The 23,119-nt window shown below is 40.4% G+C and carries 22 protein-coding genes; 2 read left to right on the top strand and 20 right to left on the bottom strand.

The features are described from left to right. Nucleotide 1: 1 nt before the first annotated feature. The 9 genes from BLQ18_RS15155 to BLQ18_RS15115 all read right to left on the bottom strand — a co-directional run bounded on the left by BLQ18_RS15155 (nucleotide 2) and on the right by BLQ18_RS15115 (nucleotide 12,167). A complete protein-coding gene (locus tag BLQ18_RS15155; RefSeq protein ID WP_090298552.1) occupies nucleotides 2-1,750 on the bottom strand; it encodes a hypothetical protein in 1,749 nt (582 codons plus the stop codon). Then, nucleotides 1,743-3,956, bottom strand: a complete 2,214-nt coding sequence (locus tag BLQ18_RS15150; protein WP_090298549.1) for a DUF4175 family protein — start codon at nucleotides 3,954-3,956, stop codon at nucleotides 1,743-1,745. Before BLQ18_RS15150 ends, BLQ18_RS15155 begins: the two co-directional genes overlap by 8 nt. A 4-nt stretch (nucleotides 3,957-3,960) precedes the next feature. Next, nucleotides 3,961-5,247 carry a BatA domain-containing protein gene (locus BLQ18_RS15145; RefSeq protein ID WP_090298546.1) on the bottom strand — a complete coding sequence of 429 codons (1,287 nt, stop codon included), beginning with the start codon at nucleotides 5,245-5,247 and terminating at the stop codon, nucleotides 3,961-3,963. Further along, a complete protein-coding gene (locus BLQ18_RS15140) occupies nucleotides 5,248-6,147 on the bottom strand; it encodes a DUF58 domain-containing protein (RefSeq protein WP_090298543.1) in 900 nt (299 codons plus the stop codon). It abuts the gene before it with no gap. Next, entirely contained in the window at nucleotides 6,147-7,151 is a 1,005-nt protein-coding gene (locus BLQ18_RS15135) for an AAA family ATPase (RefSeq protein ID WP_090298539.1), read from the bottom strand. Before BLQ18_RS15135 ends, BLQ18_RS15140 begins: the two co-directional genes overlap by 1 nt. A 10-nt stretch (nucleotides 7,152-7,161) precedes the next feature. Beyond that, entirely contained in the window at nucleotides 7,162-7,782 is a 621-nt protein-coding gene (locus BLQ18_RS15130) for a DUF4159 domain-containing protein (RefSeq protein WP_090298615.1), read from the bottom strand. Nucleotides 7,783-7,868: 86 nt separating this feature from the next. Then, nucleotides 7,869-9,185 carry a TldD/PmbA family protein gene (locus BLQ18_RS15125; protein ID WP_090298536.1) on the bottom strand — a complete coding sequence of 439 codons (1,317 nt, stop codon included), beginning with the start codon at nucleotides 9,183-9,185 and terminating at the stop codon, nucleotides 7,869-7,871. A gap of 27 nt (nucleotides 9,186-9,212) precedes the next feature. Further along, a complete protein-coding gene (locus BLQ18_RS15120) occupies nucleotides 9,213-10,856 on the bottom strand; it encodes a TldD/PmbA family protein (RefSeq protein WP_090298533.1) in 1,644 nt (547 codons plus the stop codon). 270 nt (nucleotides 10,857-11,126) lie between these two features. Next, nucleotides 11,127-12,167 carry a zinc-dependent alcohol dehydrogenase family protein gene (locus BLQ18_RS15115; RefSeq protein ID WP_090298530.1) on the bottom strand — a complete coding sequence of 347 codons (1,041 nt, stop codon included), beginning with the start codon at nucleotides 12,165-12,167 and terminating at the stop codon, nucleotides 11,127-11,129. Between the two features lie 180 nt (nucleotides 12,168-12,347). On the opposite strand from BLQ18_RS15115, the gene BLQ18_RS15110 reads away from it, so the two are divergent. Next, entirely contained in the window at nucleotides 12,348-13,040 is a 693-nt protein-coding gene (locus tag BLQ18_RS15110; protein ID WP_245668153.1) for an aspartate/glutamate racemase family protein, read from the top strand. Nucleotides 13,041-13,047: 7 nt separating this feature from the next. Further along, nucleotides 13,048-14,469, top strand: coding sequence for a cardiolipin synthase (cls, locus tag BLQ18_RS15105; RefSeq protein ID WP_090298527.1), 1,422 nt, complete (start codon nucleotides 13,048-13,050; stop codon nucleotides 14,467-14,469). Here cls and BLQ18_RS15100 read toward each other — a convergent pair. From BLQ18_RS15100 to BLQ18_RS15050, 11 genes are all read right to left on the bottom strand, one after another. Beyond that, the gene (locus BLQ18_RS15100) at nucleotides 14,466-14,909 is read right to left on the bottom strand and encodes a hypothetical protein (protein WP_090298524.1); all 444 of its coding nucleotides are present in this window, start codon (nucleotides 14,907-14,909) and stop codon (nucleotides 14,466-14,468) included. The genes cls and BLQ18_RS15100 overlap by 4 nt on opposite strands. A 50-nt stretch (nucleotides 14,910-14,959) precedes the next feature. Further along, nucleotides 14,960-15,400 carry an Hsp20/alpha crystallin family protein gene (locus tag BLQ18_RS15095; protein ID WP_090298521.1) on the bottom strand — a complete coding sequence of 147 codons (441 nt, stop codon included), beginning with the start codon at nucleotides 15,398-15,400 and terminating at the stop codon, nucleotides 14,960-14,962. A 57-nt stretch (nucleotides 15,401-15,457) separates the two neighbouring features. Beyond that, the gene (locus tag BLQ18_RS15090; protein WP_139150410.1) at nucleotides 15,458-15,868 is read right to left on the bottom strand and encodes a hypothetical protein; all 411 of its coding nucleotides are present in this window, start codon (nucleotides 15,866-15,868) and stop codon (nucleotides 15,458-15,460) included. 84 nt (nucleotides 15,869-15,952) lie between these two features. Next, entirely contained in the window at nucleotides 15,953-16,381 is a 429-nt protein-coding gene (locus BLQ18_RS15085; protein WP_090298611.1) for a hypothetical protein, read from the bottom strand. Between the two features lie 13 nt (nucleotides 16,382-16,394). Continuing rightward, complete coding sequence (locus tag BLQ18_RS15080; protein WP_090298515.1) at nucleotides 16,395-17,246, bottom strand: universal stress protein; 852 nt, start codon at nucleotides 17,244-17,246, stop codon at nucleotides 16,395-16,397. 63 nt (nucleotides 17,247-17,309) lie between these two features. Then, entirely contained in the window at nucleotides 17,310-18,119 is an 810-nt protein-coding gene (locus BLQ18_RS15075; RefSeq protein ID WP_090298512.1) for a universal stress protein, read from the bottom strand. Nucleotides 18,120-18,130: 11 nt separating this feature from the next. After that, complete coding sequence (locus BLQ18_RS15070) at nucleotides 18,131-18,973, bottom strand: universal stress protein (RefSeq protein WP_090298509.1); 843 nt, start codon at nucleotides 18,971-18,973, stop codon at nucleotides 18,131-18,133. 97 nt (nucleotides 18,974-19,070) lie between these two features. After that, nucleotides 19,071-20,441 carry an MBL fold metallo-hydrolase RNA specificity domain-containing protein gene (locus BLQ18_RS15065; protein ID WP_090298506.1) on the bottom strand — a complete coding sequence of 457 codons (1,371 nt, stop codon included), beginning with the start codon at nucleotides 20,439-20,441 and terminating at the stop codon, nucleotides 19,071-19,073. 5 nt (nucleotides 20,442-20,446) lie between these two features. Next, complete coding sequence (locus BLQ18_RS15060; RefSeq protein WP_090298504.1) at nucleotides 20,447-21,277, bottom strand: ATP cone domain-containing protein; 831 nt, start codon at nucleotides 21,275-21,277, stop codon at nucleotides 20,447-20,449. 69 nt (nucleotides 21,278-21,346) lie between these two features. Continuing rightward, nucleotides 21,347-22,078: a LytR/AlgR family response regulator transcription factor gene (locus BLQ18_RS15055; RefSeq protein WP_090298500.1), complete on the bottom strand. Its 732-nt coding sequence runs from the start codon at nucleotides 22,076-22,078 to the stop codon at nucleotides 21,347-21,349. Nucleotides 22,079-22,087: 9 nt separating this feature from the next. Further along, the gene (locus tag BLQ18_RS15050) at nucleotides 22,088-23,113 is read right to left on the bottom strand and encodes a sensor histidine kinase (protein ID WP_090298498.1); all 1,026 of its coding nucleotides are present in this window, start codon (nucleotides 23,111-23,113) and stop codon (nucleotides 22,088-22,090) included. Between the last annotated feature and the right edge of the window lie 6 nt (nucleotides 23,114-23,119).

The following is a 23,119-nucleotide window of genomic DNA, read 5'->3' as shown; positions in this document are numbered from 1 at the left end:
ATTAGAGTTTAGGCTCCAACCACAACCATCCCATACTCAACAAAAAGGGTACAAAAAACCATAGTGGTGAAATGGGTTCCATTTTTTTTGATGTGGCACTTACTTGAGCATTCGAACTTTTGCCTTGTCCAAAATAACGCTGATTTTGCTCGTAAACATTTTGTTGAGAAACTGTTGTTCGTTCGTTTTTTCCAAAGACGAAATACGAAAATTGGGATGTGGAATCTGCTGGAATTTGAAGTTGGTTCCAACCCTTTTTTCTAGGATATTGAACACCTTTCCAACGTGATGGAATAGGCACATCTTGAAGCAAGGGTAATTTGCTGCTCGCTTCTATCTCTACTTCTAATGGATTGGTACTTGAATGTACCCAAAAGTTTGCAGGTTCATCCACTCTTGGAATATCGGTAACCATTTCCCAAGAAGCACTTTTCTCAAATTGAGGCACCAAAGCATCCAAGATTTCAGTCCAAATAGCTGCGTAGGAATCTGGTTTGCCATCCAAAACCAATTGATAGGTGTTTTGTAAAAGCGAGGTTCCCATTTTGCCTTTTCCTTGTGGTAAATAAGCTGCAATGGTTGTTGAATCCATTTTGATGGGTTGTAGCGGAAATTCCTGTTGAAACGCAAAAGGATATTTCTGCAAACTCTGTGGTGGATTCCCTAAGGAAATATCTGTGTTGAAATCCGCATCAAAACCAATGGGCAATTGATTTTTTGATAAGGTAAACAAATTACCACTAGGTTGGATAAAAACACCCAAACCATTTTCCGCCATACTCTCTTTTAAAACCGTTGATGCAGATCTGCCTAAATTCTGATATGATTCCACATCAAAAACAAGCAGGTCAAAAGCCTCCAATGCTTGTTTCGATAATTGATAAATAGGTTGGGTATCCCGATTAAAATATTCGAACTTGTATTTGTTCTTGGTCAACTGGGAACGCACCAAAACTTGATGTCCTTTTTCAGCGAGATAATTTTTAAGGTACTTGCTTTCAAAGGTGGGGAAAGTGTTCAGGATTAAAATATGGAGAGGTTCTCTATCCTCAACAATAAAAGGAATGGGTTCAGAAGAAACCAGCGCTCCCTCTGCATTTTTTTCTTCCAACTGATATACAAAATGCCCACTCGCTTTAGGTTGGACCGTAAATTGAACCAATTGCTCCTCCCCTTCTTCAAATTGAACAGAATCTAAAGGATTTCCTCCATTATCTTTTAACACGGCCCAATACTCTTTTTGGGGATTTTGATATTGTGCTTGAACTTTAAGTTCCTCTCCCAATTCCAATTCATCAGTATGGTGAATTTGCGTCCAACCTGAAATTGCTTCGCCTCCTAAAAATTGAACGGATTTACCCTCCAACTGCCAAAAATCATACAGTGGAACCCCATGACCAAGTAGAAAAAGTGAATCCACATCTTCAATAATGGAAAGCGATTTCCCTGAAACATATTCCTCAGATTTAATACGCTTGAACACTTTTTTTAAACTATCCAATTGTTCCGCCCTGTATCCTTCGGTAAGTACAATTGCCTTTCCTGTTGTGGTGTCTTTTGGGGTAGCAGGTTTTAAAATTAGGAGGAACAAGGAGGTTAATCCGATACAGGCAACTGCAATTTTAATCCAAAATCGAGATTGTCCCTTTTGATGCCATTCCTTCCAAACAAAAAAGCCCAACAATACCAAACATCCAATCAGTAAGGGCCAAAATAAGTTGTGGTTCAACAGCATAAATCCATCACTCATAATCACCCAATTCTTTTAGATACAACAAATTGATTTCATCCAATGACCTTGCCCCTTTTCCAGGATTTGATTCCACCTTAGGCAAAACCGACAAGATATTTTTTTGAACTTGCACATACATTTCCTTGGTTCTGTTAGTCGTTTTTTCCAAGTCGCGTAGTCCTTGTAGCACTTTTAGATATTTTACAGGTTCGGAAACTGCTTTTTGGGCCAACTCATTGCCAGCTTCCAAAACCAATGTATTATCGCTTTTAGTAAATTGGGAATTTCCATTAATTAAAGTCTCAAGCCTTGCAACCATTTTTCGTGTGGCAGCAAAAGTCATCTCATATTCAAAGGACTCGTTCTTGTCCACATTTTTAATGTTTTCGATATCACCAGTAAGTCTTGTTTCCTCTTTAATTGGCGGTGGGTCAAAACCAATACGGTGCACATAAATACGGGCACTGTTTTTTATTTCTTGAATAATTTCCAACGCTTGATATTGGTACGGTAATGACTTTTCGGGTTGATACAATCTTAAATACAGCTCCGCATCCCACATAATATTGAGGGCATCCCGCAGTTGGGCTTTCAACGACTTTTCAAACAAAGTGGATTCCTCAGGATCTGAGTGATTGTGCAAATATTCATGCAAAGGATCTTCCTCTTCCTCCTCATCCTTTTCAGGGTGCTCAACCACCAAATTGTGCTCGTTTTCACTATCGTGTTTATGGCTATACCCATCCAAAATGTCCTTTTCCTCCCCATCCTCATCGGTGTGGGTTTCCTCTTCAACTGCTGAAACTTGCCCTGGAGCATCTTGTAGTTCAGTTTCATCCCCCATAAATTGGCCATATTTCAAACGGAGGGATTTTTGGTCAAAGCCTAATTCGTTGCTTCGGAATTTAAAATCATATTCTGAAATATCAGGTTGCTCTTGAATCAGTTTTTCGGTATCAATGATCAATTGCCGCTGACTCCTAAAATAATCGGGCATTAGATCCACACCAAGATTCCCCTCCACGGCAAATTCATCGGTCACCGTATCCCGAATCACTGCAAAATAGGTTTCACTTCTGGCTATATTAGGGGTCGGCGTTTTGTTATCTTGGGCCTCCACATAAAAATACAGCTCATCCCCTGGATCCATTTTCAACTGGGACAAATCCAATAATTTTTTGAGACGCTGCTGTTTATTTCCTTTGGAAATACTTCCATCAAATTGCAATGTTTCTTCCCTAAACTTTACCGATTCTCCAGAACCTTTGCTCACCGTAGCCACGATAAAGGCATCGTTTACCCCATAATCATCAAAAATTTGGGTGTTCAACGGAATGGTCTTGTCATCATTGTACTCAAAATAACTATACTGATTCAAATCGGTGATTTCAATCATGGGCGGATTATCGGGAGTCACCTCCAATGAGTATAAATCGGTAAGATACGCATTGTCCTCAAGGTCTTTGAACGTAAAACTGTAAAACCCTGATGATTGCAAAGGCTGACTCAATTGGTATTGTTCACCATTTTTGGAAAACGGAATCAATTCGCCCATGCGGTCCATGATTACTTCTTGCACCTCGCCATCAAAAGTCAAATTCCAAGTGATTTGTGTCCCTTCAACCGCTTTGATATTGGGGTTGGAGGTATTCAAACTTGGTATTCCAGTATAACTTGGATAAGCAACTGTAATTTTAGTTTCCGTCAATTCAGGGATTTCAATACCCTCTTGGATGCTGTCCAAAGGCGCAAATTGAATCTGCTCTTTATTATTTCCTTTTTTTGATGACAAACTGCTAAAATCACCTAACACATATCGCCCTAATACGCCAATCAAAATGAACCCGAACATGACCAAGGCTGCTTTTTGCAGATGGTGTGGCGGCATCAACTTGGGCATCAAATCCTTTAATCGGCTTGCTACACGATGTCTTTGTAATAAGGAAAGATTAGAGAGTTGGTCAGTGGGCAAAGTCAACAAGCCACTACTAAAACCTGCTTCGGGCACATGGGCATCCACAAAGGCAATAACACTTTCCGTTTTGATTTTCCATGGTTTGTTTAAAACAAGAGCAATCCCGAAAGCTACCATAAATCCAACTAATCCAAAGCCCAGGTTTTTGGTCAACAAATACACCAAACCACCAAAACCAACAGCATATAGTACGCATTCCACATATTGGAATCGCTGCCATCGACTTTTAAAATGTTGTAATTGTTCCATTGCCTTATTGTTTTTTCACAAATGAAATGATACGTTCCGCCATCATCAAAACCGTCAAAATCAAAAACACCCAAAGGGTGATATCTTTTAAAGTGGCCAATTCCTTCCTTGTTTTGGGTTCTTGATAAGTGGGTTTAAATTCCGCTACCACCATTTGCCTATCATCAGCTTTTGCCAATAGCTGTTTCAATTCCGCATCCAAATCCAAAACTTGGAGCAGTTGTTCAGCATAGCGTTGCTCTACCGTATTTTTTGAAGTCAATCTTGAGGTTAACACAAACTGACCTTGTTGACCTCCTTCTTCAATAAGAGTTTTTGCCAATGGACTTTCTTGAAAAATCAGCCATGTTCCTTTCGATTCATTGGGTCTATTCTCTTTCAACCAGATATTGAGGTTGGCATTAGCTTCAGAGTCATCCAATTCCTCTTTTATGTGGATATCAATTTCAATCTCCAAATATTTCAACAATGCCCGTAAAGCAGCCTCCGTATATTTTTGGTCTGTCTCAAAACCGTCTTCCACAAACAGATTTACTAAAATGCTGTCTTGGTTGACCAACGGAACTGTTATTAAACCACTTTCCATATTGATTTGCAGACTATCCCCATCCGTGGTTTTGGAATAATTTTCGGTTAGCACTTCCGATTTTAAAAAGGTTTGTGAACCATTGCCCGATTTGGCATACAATTGCATTCCTGAAGCTTTCTCGATGGCCATTAAAGGTTCATCGGTTATTTCATCAGATTCCATCACCACCCAATGCACCTTTTTTTGTGTGATGGGTCTTTTGGAAAACACGCCCTGAACATAAGCTTTAGTAAAAACTACGATACTGTCCGTAGTCAAAGAATCCAATTTTTGCGACAATTGCCAATAATTGGGTGTGGTTTGGTCCGTTTCCAAATCCAAATCGGCCTCCCAAGTGGGGAAACTTTCATCCAATAAGAGCACGGGGGAATCTTCGGCCAAACTATCCAAAATCGTACTCAACCCCTTTTCTTGGGCGAGCGAGGGTTCCACCAAATAAGTAACCACGTTTTTGTTTCCTTTGATGCGCCATTGCGGACCTGCCATGAGCAAGACTACCAAGGCTACAATAGCCATTCGAAGCAATAACAACAGCCATTCGTTCAATTGAATGTTGCTCGATTGCCTTGAATTGGACTCGTCCAACAACTGGATGCTTCCAATTTTAATGGTCTTGGCCTCCTTTTTACTCCAAAAGTGAATGGCCAAGGGAACCAAAAGTCCCAAAAGTGCCCACAGATATGTTGGATTCGCAAATACCATTTAGTTGAGTCGTATTCTTTCTTTTAAAAATAATTGCAGGGCGTCTCCCAAATGCGCATCCATTCGGAACAAATGGTAATTGACCCCTTGGGAATGCAATTGTTCACGGGTCTGTTCTATTTTTTGATTCAGTGCTTTTAAATACTGTGCTTTGGCTTTGTTCACATCCACTTTTAAACGTGCGCCTGTTTCCAAATCTTCAAAGGTTACCGAGCGTTTATAATCGAACTCCATTTCGTTTTTGGCCATAATTTGAAGTACCACCACTTCATTTTTGGCCGTTTTCAAGTTTTTTACAAAATCGGAGAGTTCGGAAACGTCCTCGTACATATCGGTGATGAAAAACACCAATTCCTTGGCACCTCTGGTGTGAATTCTTTTAGAGGAAATAGCCAAATCGGGCCATTTTCCTTTGGTGGAAATGTTGAGCAACTCCAACAGCAAGCGGTTGTAATGCTTTTGGTCGGCTTTGGGATAAATGCTGACAAAATCATCCTCATTAAGGGCAAAAAGTCCTACGGAATCGCCTTGTTTTTGGGCCATATGCGATAAACAGGCCACCAAGACCCGAGCAAATTCCAATTTGGAAATGCCGTTTTCGGCATGCTCCATAGAGGCACTGGCATCCACAATAAATTTAACGGTAACATGGCTCTCAACTTCGGATTGTTTGATGTAGTAGCGCCCCGAACGGGCCAACATTTTCCAATCGAGCAACCGAAGATCATCGCCTGGCTCGTACCCTCTATATTGACTGAACTCCATACCAGGACCAACGCTTTTACTTCGGTGCAAGCCCGAAATAAAGCCCTCGACCACAATACGCGAAATCAGGGAAAGCCCAGAAACGGTATTGATCACCTCAGGTTGCAACAGGTCGTGGTAGTCTCTATCGGCCATTATTTATCTTTTACCTGAATGGTCTGTAAGATGTGCCTAGTCACCTCATCTGAAGTGATGCCCTCGGCCTCTGCCCTAAAGTTCACCAAAACACGGTGACGCAACACAGGAATGGCCACGGCTTTTAAATCGTCAGGAGTTACGGCTAGTCTGCCCTCCAACAAGGCATTGGCCTTTGCTGTCAAAATCATGGCTTGTCCAGCTCGTGGACCTGCGCCCCAATCCGCCCATTTTTTTACGTAGTCCACCGAAGTGGTATCGGGTCGGGTGGCACGGATAATATCACTCACATATTGAATAAGCCCATCACTAATGGAAACCTCACGCACCAATTGCTGTAAGCGCACAATATCTTCTCCTGAAAGTACTTTGTTCAGGGTGGCTTTTTTGGTGCCCGTAGTGGCTTTTAAAATTTTGATTTCCTCTTCATCGGTCGGGTATCCAATTTTGATATAGAGCAAAAAACGGTCTTGTTGCGCTTCGGGCAACACAAAAGTTCCCGATTGTTCAATGGGGTTTTGGGTCGCCAAAATAAAGAAAGGCTTATCCAAAGGATAGGTTTTATCCCCATAGGTCACTTCAAATTCCTGCATGGCCTCCAACAAAGCTGCCTGGGTTTTGGGTGGCGTACGGTTGATCTCATCCGCCAAAATAATATTGGAGAATATAGGCCCTTTATTGAACTTGAAGAATTTCTTGCCCGTGGTATGGTCCTCTTCCAAGATTTCCGTTCCGATAATGTCCGAGGGCATTAGATCGGGGGTAAACTGAATCCGTTTGAATTTGAGTTCAATGGCATTGGCCAAAGTTCGAATCATTAAGGTTTTGGCAAGTCCAGGAACACCTTCAAGTAAGGCATGACCTCCAGCCAAAAAGGTAATCAACAGTTGGGAAACGGTTTCTTCCTGACCTATGATCACTTTGCCAATTTCTTGTTTGAGTGCTTTTAGTTTTACCGAAAGCCCCTCTACTTCATTTGCTATTTTTTGTAGTTCTTTATCCAAGTTAGTTCTGTTATGAGGTTAGCGCATAGAGGACAATATTCACCGCAAATCGGGTATTGTCTATTTTATACCATCGTTTGTTTCTAAAGTCATAATCCCATTCGCAGCCGTAGTCTTTATTGCTGTAGAGTACGCCTATTCTTCCATTGATCACAATGGCCTTTAGGTAATCGTGCACCAAATCGTCGCCCCAACCATTGAGTTCTTGGGATGTTGTGGGCGGACCGTCTTCAAATTCAAAGAAAATGGTATAAATTTCATGATCGTTCGGGATTTTTTTGAGCTCACCTGTCCCAAAAATCTCCTCCATTTGACGTTCAAAGGATTTGGCAAACAAACCATCAATATCGTGATTGCAATCGTCGGCAAATACAAAACCACCATTGCGTACATATTTTTCAAAATTCTCCCGTTCCTTTTTGGTGAACTGTACCAATTTATGACCCGAGATATAGCAAAAGGGACTTTTAAAAATATCGTCACTTCCCAACGAAATGATCTTCTCTTGGGTATCCACTTTAAGTGTGGTGTACTCCACCAAGGAGTTGAGCATATTGGAGGGCATACGTTGGTCTACGTCCCAGTCACCTGATTCGTATTGCAAACGGGTAAAAAAGAATTCGTTATCCAAAGCCATGGAGGAAGTAGGCTAAATAATTTCAAAATAAAAACTGGCGGTCAAGAAAGCTGACCACCAGTTTGTTTTATTTCAGTCTGTTATACCGCATCGGAGAGACTCGTAAAGGTAAAGTCACGAACCTTCATATAGGGTATAAGGTTTCCGTTCACACGAACTTGTTTGCCCAGAGATTCCAAGTTATTCAACATGATAATCGGACTCTCGTTGAACCTGAAGTTCTTCACTGGAAACTTGATTTGTCCGTTTTCAATATAGAACGTTCCGTCTCGGGTCAAACCTGTGTAGAGTAACGTTTGTGGATCTACACTTCGGATATACCAAAAACGCGTTACCAAAATTCCTTTTCTGGTGCCTTTGATCATATCTTCCAAGCTTTCATCGCCACCTGCCATAATTGCATTGCTTGGGAAAGGAACTGGATCTACGCCTTTTTCCTGAGCCCAATAGCGATCGTATGCCAAGTTTTTCACTACTCCGTTCTCAATCCAACTGGTTTTCTTAAGAGGTTGACCTGCACCGTTCCATGTAGAGGTTGGTACATCGGGATGCAAGGGATCGGACCAAATGTTCACACGCTCGTCAACAATTTTTTGACCCAATTTGTTTCCTCCGTCTTTTGCAGACATAAAGCTACGACCTTCATCTGCAGATCTTGCATTGAGGGAACCGAACATACGTCCCAAAAGACCAATAGAGGCGGCTGGTTCCAAAATCACCGTATATTTTCCAGGTTCGATAGCGCGAGCTTCTCTGGACAAAACCGCCTTATCGATGGCAGTGTTTGCTGCTTCCGCAGGATCAAATTTGGAAATATCGTTAAAATCGCGAGTTACCCAACCAGAACCTGTACCGTCGTTGGTACGCATTGTCACGGTAAAATCAACATCGGTAGATTTATTGTATGCGAACAGTCCATTGGAATTGATCATCGCAGAAAATCCTGCTGAATCATCCAAAAATCCTGCAGCGGTCACATCTTTTTCTGATGCTGGAACAATACTCTTGCTGGCAACTTCTGTTCTAAACTCTGGAGTTACATTTGCCGTCGCTTCACTAAAAGTGATGGCCTCATCGTACTGTTGTGGCCCCAAAGGAGGCATAAATTCTGGATTTTCTGGTGATAACTGAGCCAATTCTTCTGCTCTACGCACCACTTTTTCCAAGGAGGCATCGTCGAACTCGTCGATGGTTGCCGTCCCTACTTTTTTACCAAAGCTGGATTGTACCACCAAACTTTGACTTGATCTATATCCTGCTGTGGACACCGTATTTCTTGCATATCGGATGTTACCACTATTACTTCCACTAAGGTTTATTTCGCAGGCATCGGCCTTGGAAAAGCTCAATGCTTTTTCCAAAATCTTTTTTGCTTCTTCTTCTGTATAAATAGCCATTGTCTAATTTTTAATATTGAACAAACCTTAAATGGTCCTACCTGTATTGATTACATTGATTCCGTTAAATCTCGCTGTGGAACTTCCGTGGGAAACGGCGCTCACCTGTGAGGGCTGCCCTTTTCCGTCGAAGAAAGAACCAAACATTCTGTAATCGTCCTTATCACAGATCTTAGAACAAGAATTCCAGAATTCCTGTGTGTTGGATTGATATGCTACGTCTTCTAACATACCAACGATTTCACCATCCTTGATCTCATAAAACAATGTGCCTCCAAATTGGAAGTTGTATCGCTGTTGGTCAATGGAATAAGACCCTCTACCCAAAATGTAGATACCCTTTTCCACGTCCTTGATCATATCTTGCAATGAATATTTTTCGGTTCCCGGCTCCAATGAAACATTGGGCATACGCTGGAACTGAACATCTTCCCAACTTTGAGCGTAGCAGCATCCGTGTGATTCGTTTTGGCCGATCATTTGAACTTGATCACGGATGGCTTGATAATTCACCAAGACACCGTTTCTGATCAAATCCCATTTTTTGGTTTTCACACCCTCATCATCATAACCAACAGCGCCCAATGAACCTACCTGTGTTTTATCGGCCACAATGTTTACGATATCGCTACCATAATTAAAGTTTTTAGACTCCCATTTGTCCAAAGTGGCGAAACTGGTTCCTGCGTAGTTGGCTTCGTAACCCAATACCCTATCCAATTCTGTTGGGTGACCCACAGATTCGTGAATGGTCAAACCAAGATGATTTGGCTCGAGTACCAAATCGTATTTGCCTGGTTCAACAGACTTGGCCGAAAGTTTTTGCTTGGCCTGCTTTGCTGCCATAGCAGCATCTTCAACAATATCGTAACTCTTGTTATATAGTTTGATACCCTCTGGACCTTGTAATTTTTCAGACTCAAGGCCATCCATATATTCATAGCCCATTCCCATTGGTGCACTTAAAGCTTGACGGGTTTTAAATTTGCCCGCTGCTCTATCTACAGCCGTTACGTTAAACGTTGGCCAGATTCTATGCACATCTTGATCGATATAAGATCCCTCAGTGGATGCAAAATATTTTTGCTCGTTCACCATGAAAAGGGAAGAATTTACAAAGTTGGCTCCGTTTTCAACGGCAGCGGCATTTGCGCTCAACAAAAGGTCCACTTTTTCGGAAATTGGAACTTCTTTAAAGTCTTTTTGGATGGGAGTTTTCCAAGATACTTCTCCGTGAGATTCAACTGGTGCCAATTGTACTGGCTCCTTTTGAATTTTGGAATTTGCCTTTGCAATGGCAACGGCATGTTGGGTCGCCTTTTTGATTCCGTCTTCGGTAACATCGTTGGTAGAGGAGAATCCCCAAGTACCATTTGCAATTACTCGAATACCAATACCAAAAGATTCGGTGTTCACCACATTCTGAACCTTATCTTCTCTTGTAAATACATACTGGTTCAAATATCTACCTATCCTTGCATCGGCATAGGTTGCTCCCATTGATTTGGCCGTGTTCAAAGCCACGTCGGCCATTTGCTTTTTAAGTACGGTATCCATGCCTGGCTCCAGTAATGCCTCTGTGGGAATTTCGTTCCCCATCAGAAGTGACGGCATCAACATAGTAGCGCCTGCACCCATACCTGCGTACTGTACAAAACTTCTTCTTTTCATGATTGATTTATTATCTGATTATATTGAGTTGGTTCTTCTTGAAGTCATTCGAATTCCTTAAAAATAAGTAGAGCTCATTTAGCATTATGTTAATTTTAACCTAAAATCCGAATTGGGAATTTTCAATTTGAGGATACCTCTTTTAAAAGTCCACATTTTAGGTTTATGTTAGATTTTAATCTGTTTTGTTGAAAAAATCACAAACTGTTGTTCTTTTTGTATCCTTTTTCAAGCATTTGTTACAGATTTCTTGAATTTTTTTGAGAAAAATTAAAATGAGTTGATGACAGTTACCCCCCTATTTTTGAATTGATTCATCAATGGTAACTCTTTGGCCGCTTGCTCCAATGAAATGGTTTTTTCAATGAGTTTTTCGGGATTTAGTTTGCCATTTTTTATCATTTCCAACATAGCTGGATATCGAAATGCTTGCATACCATGACTGCCCAAAATTTCCAGTTCGTTGGCCAACACTTGGTCCATCGGAATGTTCGGATGTTTGTGATCGTCCGTCATCAATCCCACTTGAATGTGCTTGCCTCTTTTCCTCAAATTGGCAATGGAATTGAAACAGGTAGTTTGACTTCCCAATCCATCAATGGAAACATGAACACCACCATGGGTCAAGGATTTTATCTCATCCACCACATTTTTATGGTTTGATGCATTTATAATTTTGGATGCTCCCAAATCTTTTGCCAATTTGAGGGTATCCTCATTAATATCCACAGCGATAACCTCTGCACCTAGCGCATTGGCAATCATAATGGCCGAAAGACCAACGCCCCCACAACCGTGCACCGCCACAAATTGACCGCCTTGTACCTTACCTTGATCTACTACGGCTCTAAAAGAGGTGATGAACCGACATCCCAAAATGGCTGCGGTGATATCGCTTATTTCATCTGGAATCTTAACTAGGTTGATATCCGCATGATCCAGCGCCACATATTCTGCAAAGGAACCCCAATGCGTGAACCCTGGTTGAGTCTGGTGGTCACAAACCTGATGGTTTCCAGAATGGCATTCGTAACAGGTACCACATCCACAAACAAATGGTACGGTGACCCTATCCCCTACCTTAAAATTTTTGACTTGCTTCCCAACCTCAGCAATGGTTCCTGCCAACTCATGACCAGGCACATGAGGAAGTTCAATATCTGAGTCGTGCCCCATCCATCCATGCCAATCACTTCTGCAAAGTCCCGTAGCGGTAACTTTTACCACAACACCATGGTCTTTTGGGGTTGGATCATCAACAATTTGGAGGGTTATCGGCCCCTGAAATTTCTCGTAAACAATTGCTCGCATGCTAAAAAAGCTAGTTAGTTGGTTTTGCCTATAAATTTAGTGAAAACCAAAGTTAAACTGAGTTAAATGAATACTTTCAAAATGGATGTCAGCAACCTATTTTAAAGGGATGAGCATTGTCATATCCTATTGCCCTCATTTTGCGTAAATTGATGGGTAATATGATAAACAACCTAAGTTATGACCGAAAACATGCAAACCTTGGGGATGATTGGTGGTACATCCTGGCATTCCACCATTGAATATTATAAACTCATCAATCAAATGGCTGGAAAAGTTATTGGGGAACAAGCCAACCCGCCTTTGATCATCCACAGCATTAATATTGAGTTGATGCGGGAACAGAACAAGGAGAAAATTAATGCGAAATATTTAGCCGTTTCCGAACAGTTACAAAACGCGGGGGCAAAAGCCATTGTAATTTGTGCCAATACTCCACATATGGTCTACGATTTTGTACAGCCCAAAATCCAAATTCCCATTTTACATATTGCCGATGCCACGGGCAAGGAGGCTGAAAAACTTGGGTTGAAAAAATTGGGGTTGCTCGGTAACAGACCCACCATGACTGGAAATTTCATTCCAAAAGTGTTGAAAGAGAACTATGGGATTGAAACCATAATCCCCTCTGAAGAATTTATTCCACAAGCACATGAATATGTTTCCAAGGAGTTGACACAAGGTATTTTTTCAGATGCTGCCAAATCCTTTTTCAGAGAGCAAATTGGATTGTTAAAAGCCCGTGGAGCGGATGGCATTATTTTAGGATGTACGGAACTGCCCTTACTCATTAAAGAAAATGAAGTGGACATTCCAACCTTGGCCACCACCAACCTACATGCGCAAATGGCGGTAGATTTTATTTTAAACTGATCCATTCATGCTGACCGAATCCATGCTTATTCCCATCCTCATTGCACTTTATGTATTGATTGCAGCAATCATGGTGGTCAGTTTATTGTTGAATGGGGTTCGACCAAGCAAAACATTGGCGTGGCTTTTGGCGATTTTCACTATTCCTGTGGGTGGGGTTTTACTCTATATTTTATTTGGACGAAACAGACGGAAAAGCAAAATGTTCACGCTAAAAAATGAGTTCAGCATTCGGGATGAGGTGCAATATCCACAATGCACACCTCCCATTTCTGGTAACAAGGAAAAAATCATTAAGCTAATCCACAATGCCGCCCAATGCCCCATTTCCTGTAAAAACGAGGTTGAATTATTAAAGGATGGCCGTAATACATTCGAAAGCATCTTTGAGGCACTTGAAAAAGCCGAAGAACATATTCATTTGCAGTATTACATTTTTGAAGATGGGGTGCTGGCGGATAAACTCTTGGAAATCTTTGAGCGTAAAATTGCTCAAAATGTTACCGTTCGGTTGCTATATGATGGGATTGGAAGTTATTCCTTGAGTAAAAAATACTTGAAACGGCTTCATTCCATTGGTGTTCAAACTGCCCAATTTTTGCCCTTTCGCTTCGGACGATTTTTGAGTGCCCTCAATTATAGAAACCACCGAAAAATTATTGTCATCGACAATAAAATTGGATTTACGGGCGGTATCAATATTTCAGATAAATACTTAAAAGGTGACCCCTCTTTGGGCAAATGGCACGATACCCATTTAAAAGTTGAGGGTGAAGCGGTTGATTTTTTAAACCGAACTTTTGTTATCGATTGGTTCTTGGCCAGTGGCGAACAGGTAGATATTTCCAGTTTTCAACTTCATCCGAAAATTAATGGAGAGCACTTTTTACAAATTGTAGCGAGTGGTCCCGATGATGATTTTGATGTGATGGAGCAAGTCTATTTTTCCATCATCAATAGTGCAGAAAAATACCTTTATATTGTAAATCCGTACATTATTCCCAACCATGCCATTCTGCAGGGACTTTCCACAGCTGCTTTAAGCGGGGTCGATGTTAGACTCTTAATGTCGGATACTACCGATATAAAATTGGTGGATTGGTGCGTACGGGCCTATTTTGACACCTACCTTAAATCTGGTATAAAAATCTACCTGTACCCTGATGGTTTTTTGCATAGCAAAGTAATGCTGTGCGATGATGAAATCGCCAGTATAGGAACGGCCAATCTCGATAACCGAAGTCTACAACAGAATTATGAGGCCCAAGCCTTTGTATATGATACTGACCTTTGCGCCCAAATGAAAGCCGATTTTTTAAAGGATTGCGACAAATCCATTGCACTTTTGGATTATAAAGAGCATCGAGAACGGCCCATGATTAAAAAAATACTGGAGGGCTTCGCCAAACTGCTGAGCCCCTTACTTTAATTGAGCAACCTTTTTTGCTTTTTATGCTTCATCACTTGAGAAATGATCTCGAACATTTGGGTCTTGTAATCTTTGTATTTCTCAAAATAATCATCCAACAGCATCGCCAAATCGTTGTGGGATTCCAAATAGGAACTTTCCAATTTGTCGGTGATTTTTTCTTCGATCAACGTTGATAATTGATTTTCATGTACTCTTACGGAATCCATCAATTCTTGCAAATGGTTTTCAAGTCGATTTAAACCTTCCACAACGGGCTGCACGGTGTTGAACATTTCAGTGTCAATAATGTCCAAGGTGTAATCTTTCACCATGTGGTTTAAAAACAATTGTTCATCCTTTGCAAATTGAAGTTCGGACATCCATTTTTTGGATTCCTCGTGAAGTTCTTCCACACTGAACCACTCCCTAAAGGTTCTTTTTCTGGGTTTTGTTTTCATGACGTTAATTTTTGAGCGGCAGATGGAAAGTCATCTGCCGCTGATTTTGTTTACGATACCTCAATCACTTTTTTGTTGTCTTTTGGGGCACCTTCCATTTTGGGTACGTTAAGGGTAAGAATTCCTTTTTTGTACACAGCGGCAACTTCTTTGGTTGTGTCCGCTGTGTTAGGCAATTTTAAATTTCGGGTAAAGGAATTATAGTTGAATTCTCTTCGTGTAAAATTTTCTTCCTCTTCGGTTTCCTCATGGCTTTTTTCTGCGGATACCTCCAAGACATCATCTTTCATGGTGATCTTAAAGTCCTTTTTGTCAAAACCTGGAGCTGCAAATTCAATTTCAAAATCTTTGTCGTGCTCCTTAATGTTCATTGATGGATGAAATTTTTCCAAATTGAAAAACTCGTCATCCACAAAAGCATCGCGATTGAAAAAATCAATCAAGCTGTCGTTCCACGGAAATCTCTTCCGATCCATTTTTACCAGTGGCATAGCTACTTGTTTTATAGATTAATTAGATTGCAATCCAACATGAAGTGTAAATCCACACTACACATTAGTTATAGGCTTCTTCTTTTTAAGTACCAGTCCAGCATAATCGTAAATACCTGTTTTCAGGTCTTGGTAAGTTTCTACAAATTGAAGTATTTCAGTCTTGAGGACTTCATACTTTTCACTGTAATGATTATCGTGTTTGTCGGAGGCACATTCTAGAACACCTCCCAAACATTTTTCATTTTCCATTATCTTTTGCACCAAAGTATCCTTGTGACCCCTACATTTTTCAAAATCGATATTGAACTGTTCCCAACGTTTAAATTGCTTCGGGGTTCTTGGTTCGAAAAGGTAGGAATGAAGTAATTTTTCAATAAACTTCATTTCATCCGAGACAAATAACAAGTGGGATCTCCAAGCCTGCAGATTTTCGTGCAATTTTTCTATGTTGCCCTGATTCGTCATGACCATGCGTTATTACTACAATTTAGTTTGTATGCAATGCTTGGTCTGGTCGGTTAGTTAAATTGATAATTACCCCTAGGAAATCTAAACGGTTTCTGGAAACCGATCATCTATTCCAAAGGATTGTTTTACCAACGCTTTAAATTGGTTCTGTGTTATACTGTCAGCTTTTTGTACAGTTAGTACCCTGTTTGCTATTTCGGGGTAGTTATTCTCTAGTTCGGCCATCAATTTTTCGGGTGCCTCAGCTGGACCAAAAATGTTAATCTGGTCTGCATTCTCCAATGCCTTGGCTATTTTTTCGAAGTATTTTCTAAATTGATGCTTCTCTCTCTCTAAATATTTGCTGTCCTGCACCACATCTTGGGGACCCCATTTGGTTTTGGAACGCGATCCTCCTTTTGGGTTAAAAAATTCAATTTCTGAAGCTATATGGAAAAAACTTTCCATATCCTTCTCTAGTATTACACCATTGGCCTCTAATTTATCAAGCCATATTCCAACCTGTCTCATCACTTCATTTTTTTCAATTATCATTTAATTCCAAAATGGGCACTTGTGGGTCGTACCCAATTTCCTTCACCAAGGGATTCGATAAAATGCTTCCGAAGAATAGGTGTTTTCTGTTGATAAAAACCACCATATCACCTCCATTATCGATTACATAATCTTCTATGCCCTTGGCCACGTTGCTGGCAGGCGTAAAATGGATTTCAAAATCCACACCCTGCAATATGTCTTCCAATAATTGTTTATTGGACTCTTGCTTTTTATTCAGGATTGGCTGGTCATGCTTTGTGAGATACAGCACATTAATTTTTGCATCATACAATGTGGCAACTTCTCTTAAATGATTGATTTCCTTTTCCTTGAAAGTTGTTTTAAAATCAGTCGGAAAAACAATCTCTTTGGGTGGCTCAAATCTATAATAATTGGGTACGGCAATCACTGGACAATCCTTAATGTGCTCCATAATGTGAACCGTATGTGTCCCAAAAATTCGAGCTTTGGATTCGGTAACACCTTTAGTACCCATTACAATTAGGTCGATATCCTTCTGGTCGACCAGATGCCGAACCGCTTCCGTCAAACTATTAAATGTAATTATAGAATGGAAGCTATGCTTATCGTTTTCTGGATGAAGCTTTATCATTTCCATCAACTTTGTCATACCCTGTTCTGCTTTTAATTTGGCAGCTTCAAAATAGGGTTCACCAGCTTCTGGAACTCGCATACTTTCCAACGTATACCCAGACACCTGAAAAACGTGCAGAATGTAAAAATCGCAGTGCACATGTTGAAAAAGGTCCATGGCATACCTAATGGCATTCAGCGCATTTTCGGAATAATCGGACGGAAGTAAAACTCTCTTATCCATGACATTAGCCTTTTCATGGAATTTACCTCAATTTACAAATTTATACTATGATAATTGTCAGGTTTAACCTTTTGGTAAGATTAAAAAAGGAACCCTTAATTTGGTATTCAACTCCTTCACCATTCCATTGCCTATGAACTCCAAAAAGAAATGGTGTGGGTAATAGACCATGCTTAAAATACCAATGTTCCAAAGCTCAACAAATTCCAAAATGGTCTTTACTTTATTCTCAAAAACGGGCAAAACCACTTCTTTGGATCGGTTCTTAGAGATGCCATCAAAAAATATGGACTTATTCTTTTGTTTAGCTGGAGGTTCTTTTCCCTCTTCAATACTCATGGGAACAATGGTTGCATCAACTGTTTTGGAAAAAAAGTGTAGTGTTTCAACATTAGTATCCGAAATGGGATGCACATAACTAGAGGCAAAAGCTATTTTATCCACAGGCCTGTAATCTATTTCATGGGGCACAATTAAAATGGGACATTGATCCACTTCACGAACCAATTGCATGGCATTATTACCAAACAATATATTGGTCATCTCTTCTTTGCCTTTGTTCCCAATTACCATTAAATCCACACCATGGTCTTTGGCATAAGTGGCAACTCCCTTACGCATATTGGAACACAAAGATGATTTTACAATCGTATGCTTGCCATTGACTCCAATGTCCAGAATCAAACGGTGCTCCATGGCCTCCAATTCAGCATTTGAAGCTTCTTTTATTTCTTCCTGCTTTGAATCTTGACCAGGCTCACAAACATGAATCAAATGAATCAGACATTTTTGGTCTTTCAACAACTTGGATACATAAAATAGTGCATTGTACGAATCGTTTGAAAAATCGGTAGGGACTAATACTTGTAACATAGCAACTATGATTATTGGTTATATGGGAGAACCAAAAAAGGAATTTCACTATGAAAACCAATGTGTTTGATCACGGGTTCCGTAAAAAGTTTCTCGATAAACGAGTGCTTGTTTTTCACCATGACCAACATTTCCATTGGATTTTCTTTTTGAAAATTGTTAATGGCGTCGATGATTTCTTGATCGGGCAAATTGTAAAACGCTGTGTTGCGTTCCAACAGTTTTCCTTCCAAAACCGTTTTGTTATCTGATTGCACTGCGGTTAAGCCATCTGGGTGTGCCACATGTAAAATGTGCAATTTAGAATGCCAGAGTTTGGATAAATTGAGCAAAAAATCAATTTCGGACTTGTTGTAATCCACCTCAAAATCTGTTGGGAACAACATATTATGTGGCGTTGTGTATCGGTAACCTGAGGGAATTGCCAAAACAGGAACATTCAACTTATCAATGGTTCGAACTGTATTGGACCCGAAAAGAATTTCTTTGGCCCCAGTAGCACCTTGTGTTCCCATTACAACAAAATCGATATTCTCTTTGATGGACATGGATTCTATTTCATCACCCAGAGCATTAAAGGCGGCGTGCGTAACAAAATTGTGCTTGGCATTTGGGAATTCGGATTCAATTCGTTTTCTGGTATTTTCCAATTCTTCCTCTACTTGGTATCGTTGGTCATCGGGCAACCCAAATTGCCCTGGACTGCCAAACGTATAATCCATTCGATAAATAGGCGGCGTATAGGCATGCATTATATAAAATACAGCTGTTGAATGCTCCAAAAGTTTTACCGCATAGGTAATGGCATTGTACGCATTCACTGAAAAATCGGTGGGCAAAATAACTCGTAACATTTTACTGAACTTTTACACCTTATCATTTCAAAAGTACTACGATTAACAACCAAAAGTTATGACTTATATCACTTCTTACGTTTTGAAAATCAAACTTTTAAAGATACAGCTCTACAATCTCGTTTAATTTGGGAATATGGCATTTCCAACCGAACTTTTCTACGATTTTGTGTTGGTAGGTCTCCATTGCAGGTGGTTCACCATGAATTAAAAACACCTTTTCAGGAATGTTTTTTATGGTACCCATCCACTCTAAAAGTTCTTTTTGGTCTGCATGGGCAGAAAGGCTCTCCAAATGGTGAATCTCTGCTTTTATAGGGATGAGTTTTCCAAATATTTTTAACTCCGAAGCACCCTCTAGTAGTTTTCTTCCTCGGGTTTCTTCAGCTTGGTAGCCCACCAAAAGAATGGTGGTCGATTCCAAATCTCCCAATTGTTGAATGTAGGTCAGCACCCTACCCCCAGTAACCATACCACTACCTGCTATCACAATTTTTGGTCGTGGGTCATCAATGGTCTCCCAAGTTTCCCCATATGAACCCACTAAAGTGATACGATTTTGCATATTACGATATTCGGTTGAAGGTAATTTGTGCCATTCGGGAAAATGCTCAAACACCTTAAGCACATTGATGCCCATAGGACTATCCACAAAAATGGGAATGTTGGGAATGGTGTTTCTCTTGTACAATTTCCACAATTGATACATGAGCGACTGTAATCTTTCAACGGCAAAGGATGGTATGATCAACACACCTCTTTCTTCTATGGCCCTGTCCACCAAATTGTCCAAAATGGCTTCCACATCTTCTTCTGGATGCAATCGATCACCATAAGTACTTTCCACAAACAAATAATCGGCCCATTCGGGTTGTTTGGGTGGCCTGAGCAATTCGTCCTCTTGCCTGCCTACGTCACCTGAAAAGACAAATACTTTGTCAAATAGGTTGATTTCAATATAGGTTGATCCAATGATGTGACCGTTATAGTGATACCTTGCCGTGCAGTTTTCAGATAATGTATTGATTTCTCCCTCTTCGATAGATTCAAATAAACGAAGACAAAATGCAACATCTTTTTGGGTGTAAAGTGGCAATGCAGGATGATGTTTACTGTAGCCCTCCGTGTTCGCCCGTTCAGCTTCCTCTTCCTGAATTTTGGCACTGTCTTCCAAAATAATTCTTGCTATTTCCAAAGTTGGCTCTGTCCCCAATATTTTACCCCGAAATCCTTGCTTGACCAAAAGTGGCAAATACCCGCAATGATCTAAATGCCCATGGGTCAGCAACACCACATCAATTTCAGAAACTTGAATGGGCAAAGACTCCCAGTTCTGTTTGCGCAGCTCTTTGGCACCTTGAAAAAAACCACAGTCCACCAAAATTTTGATCTCGTCGGTATGCAAGTAGAATTTAGAACCTGTAACGGTACCCGAACCACCCAAAAAATGAATTTGAAGCTTTTGCATGACCTTTAATTTTTACACAACGACCTCATCTCTTTTAAAATCCGATCTTTCCGACCTTTGGAGACTCCTATTTCATCTAATTGCTTTTGATGCTTCTCCAAATTTCTAAAAAGCACCACCCCTTTGTCCAACAAAAGATTTTTTTCTCTTTTGGACAAAAGCAAGGAAACCGTAATAGGGTACAATCCCAATCGATCAATTCTATCTTTCAATCCATCTTCCAAAGGAAAATCCCAACTCAATAAGTATAAACCAGCACATTTGCCATATTGCAGGGCATCCCCTGTAAAACGGGTATTGGTCACCAACCAGCCTTGGGTGTCTTGACTTTGATGGAGCAGCACATCCTTTACATCCAAATATCTGGAATTGATGTAGAGCGGTACTTTTACATCACATTTTAGGCTTTGATCGCCATGAAATTTGCATTCAATCACATGCAAAGTGCCATTTTTACTAGCCAGTACATCAATCTCGTGGGAAACACAGTTGCCTTGGACCATTTGTCCTACTTTAACCTCATACCCCGAAAAATGTAAAATGCCCGCCACAAAACGTTCAAATGGAAATCCTGTTGGACCAAGCTCGTAAATGGCCTTTTTAAGTTTGTATTTGGAAGCGTAAACGGACTTCTTCTTTTTTAAAAGGGCAAAGGCACGGTTGTGGATTTCACGAGTAGAAATTCCAGGGTACAGTTCATCTTGAACTCGTTCCAAAATTTCGTTGACCATGGCTTCGCTCGCCCCACTGTATTGAAGTGATTTTCTCAACTTATGAATAGAGAAATGAACCATTTCCCCTGTTGATTTGGTAATATGAAGCTGGTCCTCAGTCATATTACTAATTTACAGATCCTTTTAATGGCAATCCATGATTTTGTTCATGTAGTTGAACAAACCTGAAATTTAAAAGGAGTTTTTGTCGATGTATTCTTGAAATTTGGCCTTGTGCTGTTCGGAAACGGTGATCTGATTATTGTTGATCAAAATAAGGTTCCGTTCCACTTCCTCAATATACGGCAGCGCTACAATAAATGAACGGTTCACCCGCATAAAGCGCTCCGGGGGCAACTCATTTTCCAATGATTTAAGGGTCAATAAACTTAAAATGGGACTCGGGTTGTCCTTGATCCAAATTTTCACATAATCCTTTAATCCTTCAAAATAGAGTACTTGATCCAAAGCAATTTTTAATTGCTTGTAGCCCGATTTCACAAATAGAAATTCCTTTTCTACGCTATCCATAGCTTTAGCTGTTTCTGTTTGTGATGGGTGGATGCGGTCATGGGCCTTTTGCACAGCGGATAAAAACTCCGCATAGTCAAAAGGCTTTAGGAGATAATCCACGGCATCTACTTTATAACCCTCCAGCGCATAATGATCAAAAGCGGTGGTGAAAATGACCTTGGTTTTGTCCTTTACAATTTTGGAGAGTTCCATGCCACTGAGATCGGGCATTTGAATATCCAAAAAAAGGAGGTCTATAGGATTTTCATTGAAATTGTCCAAGGCATCAATGGCGTTGGAAAAAGTACCCTTTAACTCTAAGGAAGGGGTTTTGGTGATATAGCCTTCAATCAATTTTAGGGCCATCGGCTCATCATCAACGGCAATACAGCTCAAGGTAGTTTTGTTCATAGATCAAATTCAAAGTGGAATTTCTACTGTAACGTGAAAATGTCCAGATTCAACTTCCGTATGAAAATAATGTTTATTGGGATATAAAAGCTCCAATCTGTCCTTGAGATTGCGCAATCCGATTCCCGAACCACTCTCGTCGGTGTGAGTTTTTGGAAAGTCGGTATTCTCCCCTTTGAAGACTATTTTTGCATCATCAAAAGTGATTTCAAACATGATCTTGCTTTCTTCTTGGGCTGAAACTCCATGTTTGAACGCATTTTCTATCAATGAAATAAAAAGCAATGGCGGCACTTTCACTGATGCATCGGGTTTAGGGAAATGATATTCCACCGTCGTCTTGTCCGTCAAACGCAACTTGCTCAATTCAATATACTTAACCAAAAATTCAATCTCCATTGCCAATGGCACCAGTTCGGTCCGTGTATCATACAACAAGTACCGCATCAATTTGCTCAAACTATGAATGGTACTTTTTGCTTTTTCAGGAGATATATCCACCAAAGCGTAAATATTGTTCAAGGAATTGAAGAAAAAATGCGGTTGCAACTGGTATTGTAAGTGCTGCAAATCCGATTTCAACTGTTGATTCGCCGCTTCTTTCTTTTCTACTTCCGATCTTATCAAGCGTTCCATGGTCCGTAAGGCAACCGCCCAAACAATAGGCACCAAAAAAGATAGGGTTTGCACATAATACACCATGGTTCTTGGCGGACCGGAACCACCTTCCCTTTCAGGTCTTGGGAAAAAGTACTCGGTTAAACCCTCCCTTATGCCGATCATTAGAATCACCAAAACCACATTGGAGATGATAAAAACCACCTTTTGGTTTGAAAAGAAGAGTTTGTCCGCTAAATACAGATAGTTCAAGTAAAAAACGACCATGTACAAAAACAAGGGTATCCATGAAAATGCCAATACATGCTTAAAGGCCTGATCCGTATCGTAACTTAAAATATAAGGGAAACTGAACAAGACTACCCATACCATCACATGGAAGAAAATCGTACGCCATTTGTTTTTGTATGCTTCCATGTCTTA

This window comes from Flagellimonas zhangzhouensis, from assembly GCF_900102925.1.
In the GTDB taxonomy this organism is placed as follows: Bacteria; Bacteroidota; Bacteroidia; order Flavobacteriales; family Flavobacteriaceae; genus Flagellimonas; species Flagellimonas zhangzhouensis.
This window is presented reverse-complemented; position numbering and strand designations above follow the sequence as displayed.